Raw genomic sequence first — 20,386 nt, 5'->3', positions numbered from 1 at the left:
TTAGTGTAATTCCCTAACAGACTACCTGTGAGAATTATGGTATACAGAAACTAAGGACGTGATAGCCCAAACTCTCTATATTTTTGCTCCATCAAGTTAAACAGAGGCGCGACTCCACAGCACAAATATTCATCCTCTTCCTTGAATTTATTCTTAAGGTTAACAAGACGATCATGCGGGCATCCCCCTTGACATAGGTGATACCAATTGCACTGTTTCATGCGTGTTTGTGCCGACTCAGCTTCCTGTAAGCCGACTTGATGGTAATCTGATTTATCTAGTAATTGCCCGAGTCCTACTTTGGTGACATCACCGTGTCGAGAGTCTTTATCTCCGACATACTTGTCGCACGGTGCGATCACACCATTTGACTCCAAGGTAAAGATTTCCGTTGAACAATTACCGCTCCAATAACAATTTGTCGTTGTAGTCTCTCGCTGTTCAATAACGTCAAGCAAATCAGTAAAAATGCGCACGGTAATCGTCTCTCTATAATGCGCAAACCACTCTTGGTAGATTTCGCACAGAAAGACAATAAAATCGTCGTAATTCACAAACGCTTTACCTAAGGTGCAAGGCGCCTGACTGTTATCGGGAACTAAGTTAAGAAAATCAATATTATAAAAACCAATTTCATCAAAATATTGTAATAGCTTGGCTGCAGGTATGGCTCTAACTTTTTCATCCACCACGACCAATCCACCAAAACTAATACCATGCGCTCTCAATTGACTTATGCCATGCGCGACCTTGGCCGATGTGCCTTTGCCATGTCGATCGAGTCGGCGGAGGTCATGAACTTCTGGAGGGCCATCAATACTAATGCCAATGCCCACTTTGGCTAAAGATAAAAACTCCAACCACTCTTCAGTCAGCATGGTTGCATTTGTCTGCAAAGAATTACCAATCGTGATCCCAGGACGTCTAAATTGTTGTTGCAGCCAGATAAGCTTCTTGAAATAACTCGGCGGAAGCATGGTGACTTCACCACCATGCCAAACAAAATCGTACCTAGTCACACCCTCTATGTTTAATAGGTTCTTAATCGATTCTGCTTGTGTTCTAAAACTCATAACATTACCAGGCCCTTCAGCCCAAGCATTGCAATAAGTACAGCGTAAATTACATAAACGAGTAGCTTTAACCACGACTACGGCCTTACCTGCACCGGTACTGTCCGACCGAATAGGCTTACTCGCCACATCGTAAAAAATCGCTAATTCATCTGCGTTTAAAATCGACTCAGGGGTTTGCAACCCAATTAGCTCCGCCGCCGCCTGTGATTGAGGCAATTTACTTAATAAGTCAAACAGCTCCACCGTTGAGTCTGATAAACGATGCGAAAGCGCATCATCCACAACTTGCTTAGCATCATAAGTCGGCTCAGTGACATCTATTACATCGATTCTTTTCATGTCCTTATGCATTATTGTGTTCCTAGTTACTTTCTAATAGTGACTTTATATTTTTGTTATTACTAAGAATTTGAACTGTCGGTAGAACAATAGACAACAGTGACGTAACCATAGTTAGCAATGCTGTCGTCATAATAATTGAAGGCTCAATTAGCACTGCTTTACTAGCAAAATTAAAACCTAACATTGACAATAGAACCGTTGTTAACAAGCCAAAAACTAATCCGTAAATTACCGGATTTGAATATTGAGTTACCGAGTCAACAATAAGCGCTTTATCACTTGCTCCCAAGGAGAGCTTTAACCCTAGTTCTCTTGATTTTGCATGCACATTAAATTTAGTCAAACCGTATAACCCTGAAAAAGAAATAACTAATGTTATCAACAACAAAGAATTGAAGAGCACGCTTCCAACAACATACGGAGCACGAATTTCAGCATACTCGTTGTCCAATGAGGTGAGCGTAATATTCAATAGTTCTGGATGGCGTTCATCAATAGTGGAACGTAAGCTCGCCTGCTGCTCAGTGTCGCCATTAGATCGAAATAGAATCACAACATCTTCTTGCGTATTACTTTGCTTTTCGTCGGCATTGTATGGTACATATGCCTGATTATTCATGACGCTAGCTACCCCAGCGGTATCCATTAATCCTGGGTTCTGTATGTCTTCCATTACGCCAATAATTTCGAAATCTTTTTCTAAAGCAGTAATTTCAACAAACTGACCTAAACCATTACCATCTGGAAAAAGGTAGCCAGCTAAAGATTGGCTAATAATCACTTTCGCTGCCGCATTCAATCGATCATTTTCAGAGAAAAATTCGCCGTCTATTAATGTTAACCCCGCTACGCTCTGATAGCTGTCGCTTACTGCAATGGGGTTTACTTGACTAAGGAAATGGCCTTGAAGATCTTTAACATCGGTTGTGAATATCCCCGTATCCAAAGGTCGCTGATTGGTAAATGCACTATGTTTAATCCCTTGGTCAATAAGAATTTGTTGAATGCTACTCACTAAGTTGTTCATATAGCCTGGTTTAGCACTATCTGCTTCCCGAGCTTTGACTTCAATCTGATAGACATCCTCCAAAGCAAAACTGGGCTCCATAAGCACTCGCTTATTAAATTCAAATGAGAACTTAACAAAAATAATCAACAACAACGTTCCCAGCATCACCTGACAGAACACAATAGCATTACGGGTACGGCTGGAAAGTAAGGCCCCAGCGCCTTTCGTTGCAGTATTAAGTGAGGAATAGATATTATTTACACGCAGAGTTTTCATCACTGAAAGCTGGAAAGTTAAACAGATCAGTACTGAGGTAATCAGGTAAGCAGCAATCAAGCCTGCATCTAGCCCTAACGTGTTCGCTCCCGCTAGAAAGTCGCTTGAGAAATGTTTAAAGCCGTTAAGTAAGCCCGCAGATAACAATATCGCGATAACCGAAGAAAATAGCGTTAACAGCAAAATTTCACTGAACAATAATCGTGCAACATCATTTTGGGTTGCGCCCAACGCCTGGCGGATCAGCATCTGGTGTTTGGCCTTCGCTGCATTAGCAATATACAACGAAGCTAAATTAACCATAGTCAATACCACAAAAAAGATCGCACACAGCCCGATACCAAGAATGATGTTTTTACTATCTTTTACAATAAGGTCTTTCAATAATGTCGCTTTTCCGTCAATTTGAATGAACGGCGGTAGCCCCTTACGACCAATATCTTTCATCTCTTTATTAAGTTGTTCGTTGAGTACCGCTAAATCGCTATTCTTCGGAATGGCCAGTAGCGACATTTCACTGCCAAACTCCGGAATCTTATAGAAGTTTTTCCCACTGGCAGAAGTGGGCAACCAAACGTTAATAGGCTTTTCAGAAAGGTTCCACGGTGTGTCGATGTCCTGCACAATACCTACCACGCGGAAAAACTCTTCATTGAGTTGTATTTGGTCTCCCACTTTTATGGGTGATTTACGCAACTCAGATTGAGCAAATGACTCACTGACAACCGCAACTAGGTTTTTCTTCCCTGGAACAAAGTCATCCTGGAAAGCTGAGCCGTGTTGAAATTCAAAAGACAGCATTTCAAAATAGCTCGGCGTGACATATCCGACGGGAAGGGAGGTTTTACCGCTACGGTCCACAGTAGTACGTTGATCCAATATATGTAGTGCCGTGAGATCCAATAGTGGCGACGTTTCAATAATTTCTCTTGAGATGCCGGGAGAATTACCATTCATCGTGGCGTCGGGAAGATGAACCGCTGTCTCTATCGCTACAATGCTTTCTGCTTTCGGATATGGGAGTGGTTTTATCAGAGCATTATCTACTAACGCCATGACACTAAAAGTAAAAGCCAAGACAATTGACAGTGTAGCGACAAAAGCCGCGGTAAAGTGTTTTTCTCGACGTAAGCGCACAAACGCATGTCGAAAATCCATCATAATATTGTTCATCTAAACCCCAATCTAGTTCAAAAGACAGCCATCTTTCATGGTGTATCGCGTTTTCGAATAAGCCGCACAGTGCTCATCATGCGTTACCATTATTATGGTTAATCCTTCCTCGTTAAGTTGTTTCAACAATGTCATGACAATCTCAGAGTTCTCTGAATCTAAGTTGCCCGTTGCTTCGTCTACCAACAGCACTTTGGGGTTGGCTATCAACGCTCTAGCAATAGCTACTCGCTGTTGCTGACCTCCGGAGAGTTGATTCGGATAATGGTTGATTCTGCTGTCCAAATTGAATTTGCGTAACCATTGCTTAGCATCCTTCTCAGCATCCCTGCGGACGTTCTTCGCATACCTTAACGGTAGCAACACATTTTCTAGTACCGTAAGTTCATCGATAAGATGAAATGATTGGAATATTAGGCCAAAAAAACTACTTCTTAAATTGGCCTTTTCTTTTCTACTTAGCTCACCAAGATTGCTTTGCTTACTGACATAACTACCCGAATCAAATTCATCTAGCATTCCAAGTATAGAAAGTAATGTCGACTTACCTCCTCCCGATGGACCACATATAGAAATAAAGTCGCCCTCTTTCACCGCTAAACTAATATCGTTAAGAGCAAGCGTATTAAGGGTCTTTGTTTGATAGCTTTTATTTATATTTTTAAGTTCTAATAAATTGTTCATTGTTAGTCCAAATTCAATGTGGGTTGGTAGTCAAAATTTTCGGGTAGTATAGCCACTAGTTTGTCGCCAAAAATAACGCCTGACTTAACCTCGTGGTAGCCATCATACTGTTCACCAAATATAATATTCTTTAAACTTGCGACTTTTTCATCACTTGATACAACGTAAAAAGCATGTAGCCCTTGTTTACTCGCCCCTTTTCCTTGAGGTAGTTTGACAACCAGCATTTCTTCTGGCTCTCCAATGGAGATTTCACCTGATATTTTTAGATCATTCCGTGCATTATTGGGATACGGTTTATTAAGTTTTAATTGAACCAGAACTGTACCATCAGATACTTTAGAAAAAATACGTTCAACCTGACCATTGATACGCCCACTACCTGTATTAACAATCCCCTCTGCGTTAATTAACACATTAGAAGCTTCATCTTGTGGAACATATAAATCTGCTACAAGCTCCGTATTTGTACTAATTGTCGCTATTTTTCCGCCAACAGCTACTGTCTGCCCCTGCTCAATATTAAGCTCAGTAACATTGCCATCCATTTCAGCTTTAACAACTAACTTATTTTTAATCGCTTGTATTGACTGCAAAGAATAATTTTCTTGCTGAACAAGTTTTTCTTGGGCGACTTCTTTTTGTCGGTGGGCCAATTTCATTTGCTCTAACAGGTAGTCTTCTCGCTCAAATCGATTAGTCAGCAGCTTAACTTTGAGACTTGCCTGTTTCGCTTCCAACTCGGATACAGCTTTGGTTTCAAATAGTTTTTTATAAATGACATCAATCATTTTGGCTTCTTCTAACTCGATAGCAATATCATTAATGGTCGACTCTTTTCTAAGGGCCTCTAAACGATTGTTGGCCTGAGTTTCAGATAGCTGCAGTTTTGACCTTTCGTAACTCAATTTTGCTGTATTAAGGTCCCTATCAAGTTCGGAACTCGCTAATACGGCAATAATTTCACCTTTACTAACCTGCTCTCCTTGCTTTATTAATACCTCTTCAACCACCGAAATAACCTCTCCGGTTAAAAAATGATTCCGCAGAGGCCTTAGCTTTCCATAACCACTCACAGTCTTTTGAATGAACTTATTTTCAACATAAGTGTAGGTATAAGAGTCAGTTTCAGTGTGATTAACACTGCCATAATAAAAAACTATGTAAGCTAACATTACGAAAAAACCTAATATCAAAATGATATTTTTACGGATGAGGTGTTTTATTTTTCGGTTTTCCCCACTTAAGACACTATCCACTCAAGACCCCATTTAAAATAACAACACAAGATATTAATATGCGCTAATGTACATAGGACAAAGTGATGCGTCAACTCGATATGGTTTAATTGATATGTAGAGTCAATGGATATCGCGACAATATCATCATCACTTATTCCCTCGCGACGCTTAAAACAAGGAGTGGTTAACCCAAGCGTATTTAAGCGCTTTTAGAGCAGAGTATATTCAGGGCATCGGAGGTGAGGCTTGCCAAATAAGACGAGTAAACCTTTGATAAATCCATGTACTTAGCGTAACGGTAACTTAAATTGCTGGTCACTTGCCAAGTGGTGATATATCGGTGTCGGACGTCCAGGGTGATTGATATAAACACATAACTTTTTCCACCATATCTTAAAAATGGCGTTGTTGCCTAAATCAATCTTAGGTATGACCTGATCTAGTAATAGTGGACACTTTGCTAAGCACTATTTTTTAATTTAATTTAAAGTTTTCTGGGCTCAAATACCGTTCGTCTCATTTGATCACGTGTCATGAGTGGCTCATCTTGCAGGGCGCTGAAGAATCCCCTGATGATTTTCAGATAAATCATTAAATTAGAGTGAACTTGCACCTTAACGTGTGATCAGATGGAAGTGCGAACAAACATCAATCACAGGGCATTAAGGTGCAAGTGTTAACTATCTTACATCAATCTCTCTATCAACATTGTCCAGAAATCCATCAAAAGCGACTGAATACACTCATGGTTGCTTGCCGAGCACTTATCAACGCGGATTGTCTCACCCTCACGCATTTAGGGCGGCACATTGATGGCACCAGCACCATGAAAGACTGGCTGTTTATCAGTGGCATGCAAAGTGGCTGCTAACAGCACATACGATGCCGACCATACTGGTGGATTGGTCGGATATGCGTGAAGGTCGTGAACTGATTGCACTACGCGCCTCTATTGCTATCAAGGGCCGCTCAATCACGCTCTACGAGCGAACATTTCCGTTAATCCAGCAAGGGACTCAAACCGCCCATAATCAGTTTCTGAATGAACTCCATAAAGTCTTACCTGACAACATTACCCCGCTGATAGTCACTGACGCTGGCTTTCGTAATCCATGGTTTCGCAAAGTTGAGCAGCTCGGTTGGTATTGGCTGGGTCGTGTCAGAGGATTAAGTGTCTATCGGCCGCCCCCCTTCGGTCGCCAATTTTCGCTAAAAGCGCTTTATCCCAAAGCCAGTCGTCGCGCAAAACATGTTGGACGGGTGGCGTTATCGGTAAAGAAACCCTTGTTATGCGAGATGGTATTGTTCAGGGCTCCAAGTAAAGGCAGAAAAGGTCAGCGAAGTACGACAACAGACTGTCACCATACGGCGCAATGGACGTATGAACTGACCGCCAAAGAGCCTTGGGCACTGGTGACCAACTTGACCATAGAAGCCATGTCGCCTCAAAAACTGGTTAATATTTACCAAAAACGGATGCAAATAGAAGAAACCTTTAGAGATTTAAAAAGTCCCGCTTATGGCTTTGGTTTACGTCATAGCAGAACACGTTATGCGGCGAGGATGGACATACTGCTATTGATAGCGTTATTGGTGCAACTGGCATTTTGGTGGGTAGGATTATACGGTGAAACACAGCAATTACAGCGGCACTTCCAAGCCAACACGGTAAAGAAAAGGAATGTGCTATCAACAATCAGGATGGGCAAAGAACTGCTGCGACGACGGCATGATTACCCCATATCAGCAGATGATTTGCTTTGTGCTGCGAAGAAACTAGCTGAACTCTCATTAATTCATGGTTGTTGGGGAGGGGATCCTACAGAGCGCAGCGTAGGCAGTCCCGTGGAGGCCACGCTGTTTGTGGCCGGAACGAAATTAAGTAACTTGTTATACGATTTCATAGTATGCAGGTTCTTTAAACTCGAATTCTTTAGATGTTAACCCGCTTACAGACAACTTTTCTTTCGTCTTCGGTATAGTTCCTTGGTCGCCTTCCCAACACGCGAATAAAGCTACTTTTCCGCCTCTCAATTTTAATGCTGCGATAAGATGTGCGAGAGAATAATAATTTTCATGCGCGAGCTCAAACTCTTCTCCTTCAAGCCCATCTTTAAAAAATCCACAGTCGCAGCCTTCGTTACTGCCTGCATATGCAACATTGGGTAAACAGAATTGCTTTTTTACCAGAACATCCTCCGAACCCAAATCAGAAACATAGAACCTTGGAATACGGTCGTTATGTGCCGCTCTAGGGATCTCTATATCACTTGCTATATATAATGCTAGGCACATACTCCCTCACGTATAACATCTTAGTATTTATGCGCTGCGCTGTTTGCAGGGCATAAATCGCTTGTTGGACTTGGCCGCTGCCACATCCATGTCAATTGGTATAAATGATGCTATAGGAATTTGCTTTTTTGCGGTAGCGGTTTTTTATATAGTTTGATGGGTAATCACTTGATATCGTTTTAGCTTTCTCATTCTTTTACGCTCACTTTCGACTGATTATTAACCTTGGTTGACAGCATTTTGGCCTCGAATTACGGCTGAAACTCATACCACATTTTCTCATCTGCGAATGTAATTGCGTTTGGATAACACTGATTAGACCAGAGCCCTGTAGCATTACTAAAATTGAGTCAACATACAGATGTTGAAGTAAGTTGGATGCAACTTTGCTAACAAGGAATGGGGCAATAGCTTTTTTAGCTGAATGAAAAGCTAGTGGGTTAGTGAGGATTGGCATTGTTGCAACTGTGACCGTTGACGGCGGACATGGCTGCTCTTCATATTCGTATGTTCGCGGCATCTCCACTTCTGTGTGCTATTTAAAGATGGAGGGCTTTATATTCTCTCTTTATTTCTTCTGTGTATTTCCTTTTCAATAAAAAGTATTACTTTTATGCCGTTTATACCTAGATAAAAATTTTTATCGTATTATCCCATCACTATTTCTTTATCTAGTTGATTCGCGAGAGCTAGATTCCCCACAGAAAAGGATTATTTATGGGACATAAGACATTATTGAGTGCTGTACTTTTAACCGCGACCTGCGGTGTCGCCACTTTTGCGGTGAATGCTGAATCGCTGTTTACTCCCTTTCCTGACGCCAAATCGCCTGAAGAAAAGCGCATCCACTTTACGCCCTTTGAACTTATCACCGCAGTGAATGGTGACAAGTTCACTCTGTTGCCTGTATCGGGGAAATTGACTCGACAAAGCGTTGAGTTACCAGAGGGGTATAGTCCTGAGCATGTTATCAATAACTATTTGGCACAGCTAAAAAAGCTGAATGCTGAAGTGTTATTTAGTTGTCAGGCCGTCACCTGCGGTGATGGTCAAGCCATGCAAACTCAGCTAAAGCCGCTTAAAAGCGTGAATGCCGACTATCACAGTGCTTACGTGGCGGCAAAACTGAAAGGTACTCGCGGTGAGGTTTACACCAGTATCTATGTCGTCAATCGCGAGGACAGATATACCTATCTGCAAGTCGATATTCTCGACGCTATCTCTGAGCCGCTGGACTTAATCCAAGCGAATAGTGACTTTTTACAGCAGGCGCCGAAGAACATTGAGATTAAAGATAGGCGTAGTGACGATGCTCAAGGCTCGACAGACCATCCTTTGCTGGGACGTATGCCCGGCAGTTATATTACAAGTTACAAACAAACTAACTTTACCCAAGTGCCTGTATTAGTGGGGATCTCGGGCGCAAATTATCAAACCAAATCGCTGGACACCAAGCTTACCCAAATAAGTTATCAGATGCCTGAAAGCTATTCCCTGTTTGAAATTAACAGCAATTATGCCGCAGCCGCACAAAAGCTTGCAGCAGAGCGGGTATTCCATTGCAAAGGCACGGCTTGCGGCGACGATGATAGCCTGATTAATGCCATCAAATTAATCAAGGACGATAAAGAGGACGAATGGCAGGAGTATCAGCTGTTTAAGCTTAGTCACGCAAAGGGCGATGTTTACTTCGATATCTATTCCCAAGGATATTTCGATGGCACACCTGCCGATACTACCCTCAGGGTAATGGAACTCTCTACTCTGAAGGATGATCGAGTGGCGATTGACCTCAATGCTTTGACCGATGCGATTAGCCAAACTGGCAAGGCGACGTTGGAGGGATTGCTGTTTGATTATGACAGTGAGCGCATGTTGCCTGAGTCCAAACCTGTACTGGAGGTGCTGGCAAGCTATCTTAAGCTGCATCCGACACTGAGTTTCTATGTGGTTGGACATACCGATGACAAGGGCGAGCGGAGTTACAATCAAAGCCTGTCGGAGCGCCGCGCCGCAGCTGTGATTAAGCAGTTGAGTGACGGGTTTCAAATTCCGTCGGCCCAATTAACCGCCCACGGTAACGGGGAATATAGCCCTGTCGCCAGCAATACTAATGACGCCGGACAAAAACTGAATCGCAGAGTGGAGTTAGTACTTCGTTCCGATAAAAAGTAGCTCATATTAATAAGCTTGAAAGGGGAGCTTCGTTTTATAGAAACGCCTGAGTCATCTCAGGCGTTTCTATCTTCATTGGAGTTCATTGGAAGATATTGTTCACGCGGGCATTTGTCTAAAATTGAGGTTAGTAGCTTGAGTGTATTCGCCACTTGTCTTTCTCTAAATTGTCACTGCGGCTTTAAGCACTGCAACTTCCTGTGGGGTGAGTGGCCGCATCGCTCCTTCGGCTAAGGATTCTAGCGTTAATGTCATTAATGCGACGCGCTGTAAGTCAATTACCTTATAGCCTAAGGCGCTGGACATACGCCGAATTTGTCGATTTAATCCCTGAGTCAGCACGATTTCAAAGCTGTCCGAACTGAGGCGGTGGACTTGGCAGGCCAGGGTTTGCAGGTCTTTATAACGCACTCCACTTGTCATTTGCTCAACAAAATCATCTGCGAATGGCCTATCGAGGCGTACATGGTAGGTTTTGCTGTGGGCAAAACTGGGGTGCATCAGTTTATGGGTCAGCTCACCATCGTTAGTTAACACCAGTAGGCCGCGGGAGTCCTTATCGAGTCTGCCGACGGGGTAGAGTCTTGGTGCTTTGGGAAGTAGGTGTATGAGGCTCGTTTCATCTTGCTCAAGCAGACGGCAATCCGTGCCCACAGCTTTGTTAAATACCCAATAGGCGAGCGTTTCGGCTTTAGTGATGGGTTTGCCATCAAACTCAATACGGTCGAGGCAGTTTAATGACTCGTCTAAACAGATGGGATCTGTGTGGCGGGCGATACCGCCATTGAGTGTGATGCGCCCGGCCTCAATCAAACGGCAGGCTTCACGGCGTGAGCCTATGCCACACTGGGCGAGGTATTTTGCTAAGCGCATGGATTACCCTAAAGTATTTGGCGTTCTTGGGCGCGATGATACAGTATTTTTGATAGGCGCCGCATTGCAAAGGCTAGGCTTAAACACCAAATGATACTCAAGTTAGTTTGGAGCCACATATTGGCTGAAACAGTACAAAAGTGTGTTTGGGGCACACAGGGAGGGAAATCCAATATTGTCCAATCTAATTGCAGGGTTAAACTCACTGCACTACAAAAGCTGATCAGGCTCAAATAGAACAGTGGCTTTGGGCAAATAAACCGAGGCACTATCCCCGCTATAATCACAAGGCTGTGTAAGATAAGGGTGCTTAATAGATAACTCGTTGAAACTATTCTGTGTATGCTCAAAAAATTAATGGGGAATATTCCCATCAAAATCACAGAGACTCCTACCCAAGCACCTGTAAGTGCTATGCATTGGCTGAACGTATCCAGTTTTAGTAAGTAGAGCCCGGTCATTGAAATGAGTATGCAGAGTCCTGCAGCCAATAAGCTTAAATTAAACACATAAGCGAGGGGTGAGTTGATATAGTTACCTAAAAAATCAGCTCGTATTTGTAAGACTTGAACTCCAATGTTTTGATATTCAGCATAAATAGCAATTAAAACTCCAGAAGCACTAATAAAGGCTGCGCCTACAATCAACCATGTAATAAGACGATGTAGATCGTAATAACTTGGTTCTTGGTGATAAAGAGGATTCATGGAGACTAAAAATATACTGACGGGATATGACCACATTGAATGCGGTAACTTGCCTGAATTGTTTAATGAAGGCAAGCGAGTTAATGCTTTTTCGCCAAAAGAGGGCTTTAAAATGACAAGGAACGCCTAGTGCGTCCCTTGTCATAAACGTTAGATTCTACTCATGCGACTCAAATATCATTTAGTGTCGTTTGCGGAAAATTACAATCGCAACAGCCACTACGGCTAAAATCATACAGTACCAAGCGTGTGATACCGCTGCTAATGGCGTGATGCTAAAGGTCGAAGCAATCAAGAGTGCCTGTGCACCATACGGGATCAAACCTTGGATAATACAGGCGAAAATATCGAGTATGCTGGCGGCACGTTTTGGACTCACGCCATGTTTCTCTGCTAAGTCTTTTGCAATATCACCCGTCACCACGATAGAAACCGTGTTGTTAGCCACACAAGAGTTAGTCACTGCGACTATACCTGCCATGCCTAGCTCAGCAGCGCGGCATGAAGCTTCACCTTGCGCCTTGGAGAAACGAGTGATCAGCTTTTCAATCTGTTTACTCACAAAGGCAAGACCACCTTGCTGCTGCATGAGTGCGGCTAAACCACCCACTAGCATAGACAGAATGAAAATCTCCTGCATATTGCTAAAGCCAGCATAAATATCTTTACCGAATTGGATCATGCCGTAATCCATAGTAAACAGGCCGGTTGCGCCCGCTAATAAGATACCTAAGGTCAAGACCACAAATACGTTCAGACCCGCCACAGCTAAGATCAAAATGGTCAGATAAGGAATGACCTTAATAAGATCGATATTCTGCGTTGCTAATTCTGCTTGGCCTTGTCCGGCAAATACAAAGGCGATTAAAGTTAGCAGTGATGCGGGGATAGCGAAAATCAAATTTTCACGAAATTTATCTTTCATATCACAGCCTTGGGTGCGCGTAGCTGCAATCGTGGTATCGGAAATAATCGACAAGTTGTCACCAAATAGGGCGCCAGACATCACGGCTCCCGCCATCAGTGCATAGTCGATTTGCGCTTGGTCGGCTACGCCTAGGGCGATGGGAGCGACAGCAGCGATTGTCCCCATAGAGGTTCCCATGGCCGTTGCGATAAAAGCGGCAATCACGAAGAAACCAGGTAGTAACAGGTTCGATGGGATTAACGATAAACCAAGAGCAACAGTAGCATCGACGCCGCCAGTGGCTTTAGCGACTGCAGCGAAGGCGCCTGCAAGTAAGTAAATTAAACACATAGCAATAATATTGCTGTGACCAATACCGCCAATAAAGGTATCAATCGATTGATTTAATTTCTGTTTTGATAAAATCAACGCCAGAATGATTGCAGGTAAAATAGCGATAACGCTGGGTAATTGATAGAAGGCAAAGTCGACACCTTGGCTTTGGAAATACACACCCGCGCCAATGAAAAGACCAAGGAAAACAAATAATGGCAACAGGGCAATAAAAGATGCCGGGCTGTGCTGTGTTGCTGTTGGATTGCTCAAATGTTATCTCTCTTTCGCTTAGGGTTTTTCCGCAGGATCCTTGGCAGTCAAACTCGCTTAAATTCAGTGTTGCCTCGGCATCGTATCCTAGCAACTTGAGGCAAAGCATATTTGATCCCTGATAACCTGTCAATTTAGACGTCTAGATGTTTTTACTTCCGTTGTGATCGCTAGGTTATTAATAGGTTGTATAAGATGAAACTTAGTCTTTATTTTAATTACTAATCAATGCTTTACTATTTTTTGTTCAGGTTGAGTTAGAGGGTTATATCTGATTGAGAGTGTATTTCAACTGAACGGAATAGCGTAAAATTTAAGCGGATGACTGGTGTGATGGAGTAAGCTGGCTATTTATCGCTCCATTTAGTGTGAGTTGTTGGTGGGTAAGCCAGCATAAATAACGTAAATGATGAGTGGCATTAATCAATAGGGCTCATTTGGGGACGTATTGACTTAGTTCGCTTGTGCAGCGTTGTGATAGCAATGATAAGTCAAATAACTTTAATAAAACCTTAATAAGCAATCTATTGTTTTTAAATGTAAAACAGTTTCAAGCATCTAAAATCCCCATAAAAACTAATGGCAACAATTTGTATTGAAGTAGAGACTTTAATAGAATCCGCACAAATTATGTTAATTACTCTTAGTGCTTTGTTTAAATTTAACTGGATGAAGCGTTTATTGCTGATCCCTCAAATCTTCCTACCACAGTGGGTATTATCATGATACGTCGCGCTAAGCCATTACTCGGAACGCTGGTGGAAATCGCTGCCGAGTCACTGCCAAATCAAAGCGGTGAGGTACAACTTAAAGATAAAGCATTGGAAGCGGCTATTAGCGCGGCTTTTTCGCGTGTGACCCATATTGGGCGGTTGCTGAGCTTCCATCAACAGGACAGCGAGTTAAATCAGTTAAATCGGCAGCCAGGAATATGGGTAACGTTAAGCCAAGATAGTTTACGAGTGCTCAAGTTGGCTAAGGGGCTGGGTAAGGCGAGCAACAACTTATTCAATTGTACCGTTGGCGGCGAAATGATGTCTCGCGGCGCTTTGCCTGCTTACCTTGGTATGCCATTGTTATTGCAAGGTGACTGGCAAGATATTGAAATAAAAGGTAATCAAGCGCGATTAGCTAGACCGCTAATTTTAACCTTAGATGGTATAGCTAAAGGTTATGCGGTTGATATGGCAGTGAGTGAGCTGCGTCGCGCTGGCGTGAGCGGAGGTTGGGTCAATGCGGGTGGCGATTTAAAAGTTTTTGGCAGTGCATCTTTAAATGTAGTGTGCCGCGGTCCATTAGGAGCGAGCCAAAAGCTCTGCGTTAGCAATATGGCGCTCGCTAGCTCAAGGGTCTCACAAACCTTAAGTCATGATTACCCTGCACTATTACTGCCAACTGGCAATGTTGCCGATACGAACGTCGATGATGAAAGCGAGCGTATTGTTAGTGTGAGAGCCTCTTTTGCTTGGCGCGCCGATGCGTTAACGAAAGTCGCAGGCTATCTTAATCCCGACTTGGCCGCTGAAAAAATTGCTCACTTGGGTGGTCAATTAGTCAGTTTTGATTGATGTATCTTTTGGCTGTTTTACAGCTTTTGCAGATGATTGAATTAGAAATTCAATCATTACTGTGAGTTAACATTAAACAGTTAGTACTGTTATTCGCACTTTAACGGGTGAATCGATACAACTTGGGTTCAGTATCGTTACCGTTATTTGCAACTTGCATACGGTTGTTGGCTTTTATTGTCTTCAAGCTTTTCTTGGTATTATTTCCATTAAAAAGAGTGCCAATATTGGGCACTCTTTTCGTTTCAATAGCTAATCGCTCACCATGTGTCGTTAGTCATTTATCTTAAGCGACTTTAAATCGCGCAACTTCTTTTTGTAGGTTGCTGCAAATGGCTTTAGTGTTGACGACTATTTGCTGCGTTTCTTGGATCACTAAGTTGCAGTATCTTGTTTTATCGGATAATTCGGTCAAGTTACGATTAATTTCTTCGGTCACATGGGTTTGCTCTTCGGTCGCAGTCGCCGTTTGAGTGGACATCTCACTGACCTTAGAGGTGGAGTTTAGAATTTCATCTAATGCATCTTGGGTTTGGCTGGCGAGGGTCACGGTTGATGTGGTCAAGCTAGCTCCCGATTCTATGCTTTTAACCGCATCATTTACTCCGCGTTGCAACTCTTCAATCATGCGCTGAATATCTTGGGTTGAGGTTTCGGTACGACTCGCCAGTGTACGTACTTCATCGGCGACTACGGCAAAGCCACGGCCCTGTTCGCCAGCACGTGCCGCTTCAATGGCCGCGTTAAGGGCAAGGAGGTTAGTTTGCTCAGCGATTGAGCGGATCACATCAAGCACTGAGGCAATATTGGCAGAATTGACTGAAAGTTTTTCAATAACTGTCACTGCATTTTTAACTGATTCAGACAGTTGCTGAATATGATTAACGGACTGGGCGAGGATATTCTTACCCTCTACTGTTTGGTCATTCACCTTAGTGATTTCGGTGGCAGTATGAAGAGCGTTACTGGCGACTTCTCTTACGGCTGCACTCATTTCATTTACTGCTGTGACAATAGTATCGACAAACTGCTCTTGTTCATGGCTGATGTTGATTGTGGTAGCTGACTTAGTTGCAAGGCTTTCAACGGTTTGGCTCACATCTTTAGTTTGACCAATAATCGAGATGACCATTTGCTGTAGCTGCTCTACAAATAAGTTAAATGCATGGGCGAGCTCGCCGATTTCATCCTGACGTGTGATAGGGATCCTTTGGGTTAAGTTACCGTCACCATCGACAATGTCATTGATCCTGCTAGTGATATCTTCAATTGCATTGACTATGATTTTAGGGCCGAAGTAGGCAATCAACAGCGCCACAATGGCGACTAAGCTCGCTATCGTTAAGGATATTTGGGTTTGGGTGGTTGCCTGTTCCGTTGCTTGTAAATCTAGCTCTTTTACTCTGTTATCGGCGGCTTCGCCCGCGGCATTGTAGATATCTCTTAATGCCTTAAATTCTTGCTTGGATTTGGTTTCGTGGAGTTGTTTCGCGCGTTCAAAATCATTACTTTTGACTGCATTAATGACCTCTGATGAGGCTTGATACCAGAGCGAAAACTGCGCCTCAAAGCCATTGGTTGATTGCAGTACTTGCAGGTGATCTGTAAGGATTTTTTTAAATTCTCCCATTCTGTCACGGGCTTGATCGACATTCTCTTGCCAGTTATCAATCTCACTCTTGCGATTATCGGCAGATAATTCTTCCCTGAGTAACACTTCTTCACTTAGCTGCGCTTGATAAAGGTCGCGATCTGCATTGAGAATTGCCGAAATTGCGGGATTAAATAACTGACTAAATTCCTGCATCTGTTTCACAGTAGCACGGCTTTGCATAGCGTCGGTGACAGCCATAACAATGAGGGCTGTCGCCATAATGGCAAACATCAGTGAAAACTTAACGCGAATACTGTTAAACATAGGACGATCTCCATTAATAACTTAATAAATAGCTTAGCCGTTATTTATAGAATTGCCTTTGCATGCAGCAGATTGCGATGGGATTTTGTACACATTGAAATAAGCGAAACCGCCTTGGTCACTATTACCAAGGCGTTGACGCATTACTTTGGATTATTCAGGACAAGCTAGGGTAGGGATGACTTTAGGCTTAGGTTTTATCTGCACTAGCATGACGCCAATAATGACCATAGAACCGCCAATATAATGATAAATGGCTAAGGTTTCATCTAGGATGATGGCCGCCAGTATCGCCGCAATAATAGGCATTAAATTAAAGAATACGCTGGTGCGATCGGCGCCGAGTTTGCTTATGCCATTGATCCAAGCCCACGGCGCTAAAAGTGAGGCAGCGATAGCAGCGTAAAGTATCAGTGGTGCTGATTGGGCACTGATCGCTATGCTGGGACTTGTAAACAGCAGTGGTGTCAGCATGAATACGGCTATGAGTCCTTGAATATAAACCGATTCCCAAGTCGGTAGTGGTAGTTGCCAGCGTTTCAGTAATACGCCATAGAGCGCATACACAAAGGCGCTAAAGAGCAACAGTAAATCACCTTGGGTCACGCCGATGGCAAGGTTCATCATATCGCCGTGACTGAGCATAAAAATCAATCCAAATAGCGAGATTAAGGTGCCACCAAAGGCTAACGGTGATAATTTTTGCTTGAGTAATGGCACGGCTAAAAACAGACTGATCATAGGCACGAGAGAGGTGATTAATGCCATATTTGTTGCCGTGGTGGTTGCCGCCGCAAAATAGGCCAGACTTTGGTTTAGTACCATACCTAACAAAGCCAAAGTAGCGAACTTAGGTAACAAAGGTAGTATCACTTGGCGTTTTTGCCAGACGCGACTTGCGACAAAGGGGGTTAACAATAACATAGCGAAAAACCAACGGTAAAATGCTATGGCTTCAGGATCGATAATCCCAAATGAGAGCTTGTTGACTATCGAATTGCCTGCCCAAATTAATACGGCCAACAGGGGAAACAAATACAGCATGGTCTTGCCTTTAGGTACTGGCTAAAGTGACTGGCCTTAGCTTATGGCTTATCACTTAAGCATCCAGATAATAGATTAGCGGCTATTATCCATGGTCGGTTATGATATAAATATCGCTTATCAGACAAGGTCAGTTCCTCTACGGACAAGCGTAATCTGGGTTAGCGATTTCGTTTGAGTTTTTGGACCACCATAGCTTTGAGGGCATCAAAATGCGCACGGTTTACCATCCGCTCACGGCAGAGCAAGAGCCTGCTGCAGATATCTTCTTCAACTATGAAGCTTTCCTGCCAAATACGGTAACGCCAAAACATCAACATGTTTGGGGGCAACTGCAGTTAATCAGCGGTGGAATTATGGAGTTACATGCTGCAGGGCAACGGTTTTTATCGCCGTCACAATATGCGATTTGGGTTCCTGCGGGGATAGAACATGAAAGTTACACTCGGCGCAGTATTCATTATTGCTCGATGAATATAGTTGCCGACCGGGCTGCGGCTTTTCCCATAGAGACTTGTCTTTTAGCCGTAACATCCATTGCCCAATCGATCGTTAACGATCTGCGGGAGCGGCAAGTCACTGTGGCAGAAACTGCGGCGGATAAGCGACTGGTTGAGGTTTTGCTCGATCAGCTGACCTTGGGTAAAGCTCTACCGCAATTTCTGCCCACCGTTTCAGATAAACTGTTACAGCCGTTGTTGTTGGCACTTGAAGCCGACCCTGCGAGTTCGAAAACCTTTAAATCTTGGGCGAGTGAATTACATACCACAGAGCGTACTTTAGCTCGTCGTTGCCAAGAAGTTCTGGGGATGAGTTTTACTGAGCTAAGACAAAGGCATAAGTTTATCTATTCCTTACAACTATTACGTCAGGGACTTGCAATCAAAGAGGTGGCATTGACGCTCGGCTATAACCAAACTTCGCCTTATATCGTGATGTTTAAAAAATATGCTCAGTGCTCACCTGAGCAGTATCGCCGCCGATTGTGATTGAGTGACTGATGGAGTAAGGCTTAATAAAGGCGAGATAATGAGATCCTATGTGAAAGTCGCGCTAGATGATGCACTAAATATATTGGGGGAAGCTGTGAGATAAGATAGGGTGCTAAAGTATTAACACCCTATTTTCGGCCTATTTAAAGAGAGGATTTAAGGTTTTTACAGAGTTAGATAAGTTAGTCGGAAGCCTTTTGGCGGTTCCGTTTATCTTGACGCTTCTCTTTTAAGGTTTTCATTGGCGGTTTTTTGTTTTTTTCTTTACTCATAGATATAAACTCCAAAGTGAAGGTTACTATCCGAACCCGCGCCGCAAATCGGTTTCGATAGTTGGGCTCAATTTTTTATTTCAGGCTTTAATTGAGACGGTTTATTTATAAAGAGTATAAAAATAAATTTAACGATTGAGGCGTCGTGCTAAACCTCTTAACCCCTTTGCTTTTTTACTCTAAAGCGCTGCCATGACTTATACGTAAATAGTTGCAAAGAGTCGTTAATTGCAGTGTTAAACTTATCTAAAGTGTCTCTTTAATAAATATCGCGGCCAGTTAATGACTTCAAAATAACATTCCCTCTTATTATATTATGTTGAAAATTCCGCTATAAGCCGCCGCTAATAGCGAGTTCAAAGCATGTTGCCACTGAATTGAACATGCTTTATTTTAAAATGCTTACAGCCTAATAATCATATCTTTAAAATTTTATGAAATGTTGTCAAGTAGCAATACTCAATAGCCATTTACAAAAAAGTATGCCAAATGATTTTTCTTATACAGACTTTTTAGGTTTTTTTTTCGTTAAACTGACATCTTTAATCATAAACAGAACTGGTTTGCCTAAAATGCTCACCTCTGCCAGTTCGCCCTTTGATAACCCAAGTAAGCTGACGCCTAAATCTGATATGACAGAGAAATGTCCTGCACTGGGTTTATGCCTTGGTGGATACACGAGTTCAATTTGGTACTCTTGCTGATCCTGCAGATTAACTAAGTGAACTTCCCGTCCCACAGTCACTTTATCACTCGTCGTATCATGCTTTAGCTGCTCAAGCTTACTAATCACGCCTGCCAAAGCCGTTGGGCGTAGAGAGGCATTAAAACTGTTTTGTAAATAATAGGTTTCAGTTTTTAGAATAAAATTCTGGAAAAGACCACTAAAAAAAGAATATGCCATTGCCGCCTCTGAAATAACAAAGTTAAAATATAAGCATAGAAATTAAAATGAGTATTACTCTGTGCTTATTTCACAAGAAGTTATAATTCTGCCGAGCGCGAGTGACGCTCGGCTTAGACTGGGAATTTGAGCGAGAGGCGGATTGAGCTTACTGAACTAGATGTGTTAGCTAACACATAGGAAAATAGTGATGAAAATGCAGTGCTAAACATAGTGTTACATCTCCAGTCAAAAGTTGATATTCGATTGATTATTTATTTTTTGTATATCGATTTAGTATATCGGTCTTGCCATTAACTAAATAAGTAATTGCTTGGCTGATAC

At 42.7% G+C, this 20,386-nt stretch carries 14 protein-coding genes and 1 pseudogene; 4 read left to right on the top strand and 11 right to left on the bottom strand.

The annotated features are described in order from the left end of the window. Nucleotides 1-50: 50 nt before the first annotated feature. The 4 genes from L5L98_RS13785 to L5L98_RS13770 are packed head-to-tail and all read right to left on the bottom strand — an operon-like array spanning nt 51 to nt 5,819. Complete coding sequence (locus tag L5L98_RS13785) at nt 51-1,427, bottom strand: radical SAM/SPASM domain-containing protein (RefSeq protein ID WP_263141727.1); 1,377 nt, start codon at nt 1,425-1,427, stop codon at nt 51-53. Nucleotides 1,428-1,437: 10 nt separating this feature from the next. After that, entirely contained in the window at nt 1,438-3,876 is a 2,439-nt protein-coding gene (locus L5L98_RS13780) for an ABC transporter permease (protein ID WP_218738445.1), read from the bottom strand. A gap of 12 nt (nt 3,877-3,888) precedes the next feature. After that, nucleotides 3,889-4,560, bottom strand: a complete 672-nt coding sequence (locus L5L98_RS13775) for an ABC transporter ATP-binding protein (protein ID WP_263141724.1) — start codon at nt 4,558-4,560, stop codon at nt 3,889-3,891. 2 nt (nt 4,561-4,562) lie between these two features. Further along, entirely contained in the window at nt 4,563-5,819 is a 1,257-nt protein-coding gene (locus tag L5L98_RS13770) for an efflux RND transporter periplasmic adaptor subunit (protein ID WP_263141722.1), read from the bottom strand. Between the two features lie 649 nt (nt 5,820-6,468). On the opposite strand from L5L98_RS13770, the pseudogene L5L98_RS13765 reads away from it, so the two are divergent. Next, nucleotides 6,469-7,613 (top strand): annotated as a pseudogene (locus L5L98_RS13765) (IS4 family transposase); the annotation flags it as partial. 78 nt (nt 7,614-7,691) lie between these two features. On the opposite strand, the gene L5L98_RS13760 reads toward L5L98_RS13765, so the two are convergent. After that, on the bottom strand, nt 7,692-8,096 hold the full coding sequence (locus tag L5L98_RS13760) for a hypothetical protein (protein ID WP_263141720.1): 405 nt from the start codon (nt 8,094-8,096) through the stop codon (nt 7,692-7,694). A 717-nt stretch (nt 8,097-8,813) separates the two neighbouring features. Here L5L98_RS13760 and L5L98_RS13755 point away from each other — a divergent pair. Continuing rightward, on the top strand, nt 8,814-10,271 hold the full coding sequence (locus L5L98_RS13755; RefSeq protein WP_263141718.1) for an OmpA family protein: 1,458 nt from the start codon (nt 8,814-8,816) through the stop codon (nt 10,269-10,271). A gap of 162 nt (nt 10,272-10,433) precedes the next feature. On the opposite strand, the gene L5L98_RS13750 is transcribed toward L5L98_RS13755, so the two are convergent. From L5L98_RS13750 to L5L98_RS13740, 3 genes are all read right to left on the bottom strand, one after another. Next, complete coding sequence (locus L5L98_RS13750; protein WP_263141714.1) at nt 10,434-11,144, bottom strand: 23S rRNA pseudouridine(2604) synthase RluF; 711 nt, start codon at nt 11,142-11,144, stop codon at nt 10,434-10,436. 8 nt (nt 11,145-11,152) lie between these two features. Next, nucleotides 11,153-11,851: a hypothetical protein gene (locus tag L5L98_RS13745; RefSeq protein WP_263265190.1), complete on the bottom strand. Its 699-nt coding sequence runs from the start codon at nt 11,849-11,851 to the stop codon at nt 11,153-11,155. 181 nt (nt 11,852-12,032) lie between these two features. Beyond that, nucleotides 12,033-13,364 carry a Na+/H+ antiporter NhaC family protein gene (locus tag L5L98_RS13740; protein ID WP_263141709.1) on the bottom strand — a complete coding sequence of 444 codons (1,332 nt, stop codon included), beginning with the start codon at nt 13,362-13,364 and terminating at the stop codon, nt 12,033-12,035. A 722-nt stretch (nt 13,365-14,086) separates the two neighbouring features. On the opposite strand from L5L98_RS13740, the gene L5L98_RS13735 reads away from it, so the two are divergent. Next, nucleotides 14,087-14,932 carry an FAD:protein FMN transferase gene (locus L5L98_RS13735; protein ID WP_263141706.1) on the top strand — a complete coding sequence of 282 codons (846 nt, stop codon included), beginning with the start codon at nt 14,087-14,089 and terminating at the stop codon, nt 14,930-14,932. Between the two features lie 286 nt (nt 14,933-15,218). Here L5L98_RS13735 and L5L98_RS13730 read toward each other — a convergent pair whose 3' ends face one another. Together L5L98_RS13730 and L5L98_RS13725 are read right to left on the bottom strand one after the other, a co-directional pair. Continuing rightward, a complete protein-coding gene (locus tag L5L98_RS13730) occupies nt 15,219-16,850 on the bottom strand; it encodes a methyl-accepting chemotaxis protein (protein ID WP_173496925.1) in 1,632 nt (543 codons plus the stop codon). A 153-nt stretch (nt 16,851-17,003) separates the two neighbouring features. After that, the gene (locus tag L5L98_RS13725) at nt 17,004-17,894 is read right to left on the bottom strand and encodes a DMT family transporter (RefSeq protein ID WP_113939865.1); all 891 of its coding nucleotides are present in this window, start codon (nt 17,892-17,894) and stop codon (nt 17,004-17,006) included. Between the two features lie 212 nt (nt 17,895-18,106). Here L5L98_RS13725 and L5L98_RS13720 point away from each other — a divergent pair, with 212 nt between their 5' ends. Continuing rightward, the gene (locus L5L98_RS13720) at nt 18,107-18,883 is read left to right on the top strand and encodes an AraC family transcriptional regulator (protein WP_263141701.1); all 777 of its coding nucleotides are present in this window, start codon (nt 18,107-18,109) and stop codon (nt 18,881-18,883) included. A gap of 774 nt (nt 18,884-19,657) precedes the next feature. Here L5L98_RS13720 and L5L98_RS13715 read toward each other — a convergent pair. Next, nucleotides 19,658-20,062: a GreA/GreB family elongation factor gene (locus tag L5L98_RS13715; protein ID WP_263141699.1), complete on the bottom strand. Its 405-nt coding sequence runs from the start codon at nt 20,060-20,062 to the stop codon at nt 19,658-19,660. Between the last annotated feature and the right edge of the window lie 324 nt (nt 20,063-20,386).

The organism is Shewanella sp. SM23 (assembly GCF_025654295.1).
Lineage (GTDB): Bacteria > Pseudomonadota > Gammaproteobacteria > Enterobacterales > Shewanellaceae > Shewanella > Shewanella oncorhynchi.
Note: the sequence above shows the minus strand (reverse complement) of the source record. Positions and strands in the feature narration are given on the sequence as shown.

Bases quoted from the DNA above. Each gene is read 5' to 3' on its own strand.
- L5L98_RS13720 (WP_263141701.1), top strand. From the start codon at position 18,107: ATGCGCACGGTTTACCATCCGCTCACGGCAGAGCAAGAGCCTGCTGCA.
- L5L98_RS13755 (WP_263141718.1), top strand. From the start codon at position 8,814: ATGGGACATAAGACATTATTGAGTGCTGTACTTTTAACCGCGACCTGC.
- L5L98_RS13730 (WP_173496925.1), bottom strand. From the start codon at position 16,850: ATGTTTAACAGTATTCGCGTTAAGTTTTCACTGATGTTTGCCATTATG.
- L5L98_RS13785 (WP_263141727.1), bottom strand. From the start codon at position 1,427: ATGCATAAGGACATGAAAAGAATCGATGTAATAGATGTCACTGAGCCG.
- L5L98_RS13775 (WP_263141724.1), bottom strand. From the start codon at position 4,560: ATGAACAATTTATTAGAACTTAAAAATATAAATAAAAGCTATCAAACA.
- L5L98_RS13780 (WP_218738445.1), bottom strand. From the start codon at position 3,876: ATGAACAATATTATGATGGATTTTCGACATGCGTTTGTGCGCTTACGT.
- L5L98_RS13760 (WP_263141720.1), bottom strand. From the start codon at position 8,096: ATGTGCCTAGCATTATATATAGCAAGTGATATAGAGATCCCTAGAGCG.
- L5L98_RS13735 (WP_263141706.1), top strand. From the start codon at position 14,087: ATGATACGTCGCGCTAAGCCATTACTCGGAACGCTGGTGGAAATCGCT.
- L5L98_RS13745 (WP_263265190.1), bottom strand. From the start codon at position 11,851: ATGAATCCTCTTTATCACCAAGAACCAAGTTATTACGATCTACATCGT.
- L5L98_RS13715 (WP_263141699.1), bottom strand. From the start codon at position 20,062: ATGGCATATTCTTTTTTTAGTGGTCTTTTCCAGAATTTTATTCTAAAA.
- L5L98_RS13725 (WP_113939865.1), bottom strand. From the start codon at position 17,894: ATGCTGTATTTGTTTCCCCTGTTGGCCGTATTAATTTGGGCAGGCAAT.
- L5L98_RS13750 (WP_263141714.1), bottom strand. From the start codon at position 11,144: ATGCGCTTAGCAAAATACCTCGCCCAGTGTGGCATAGGCTCACGCCGT.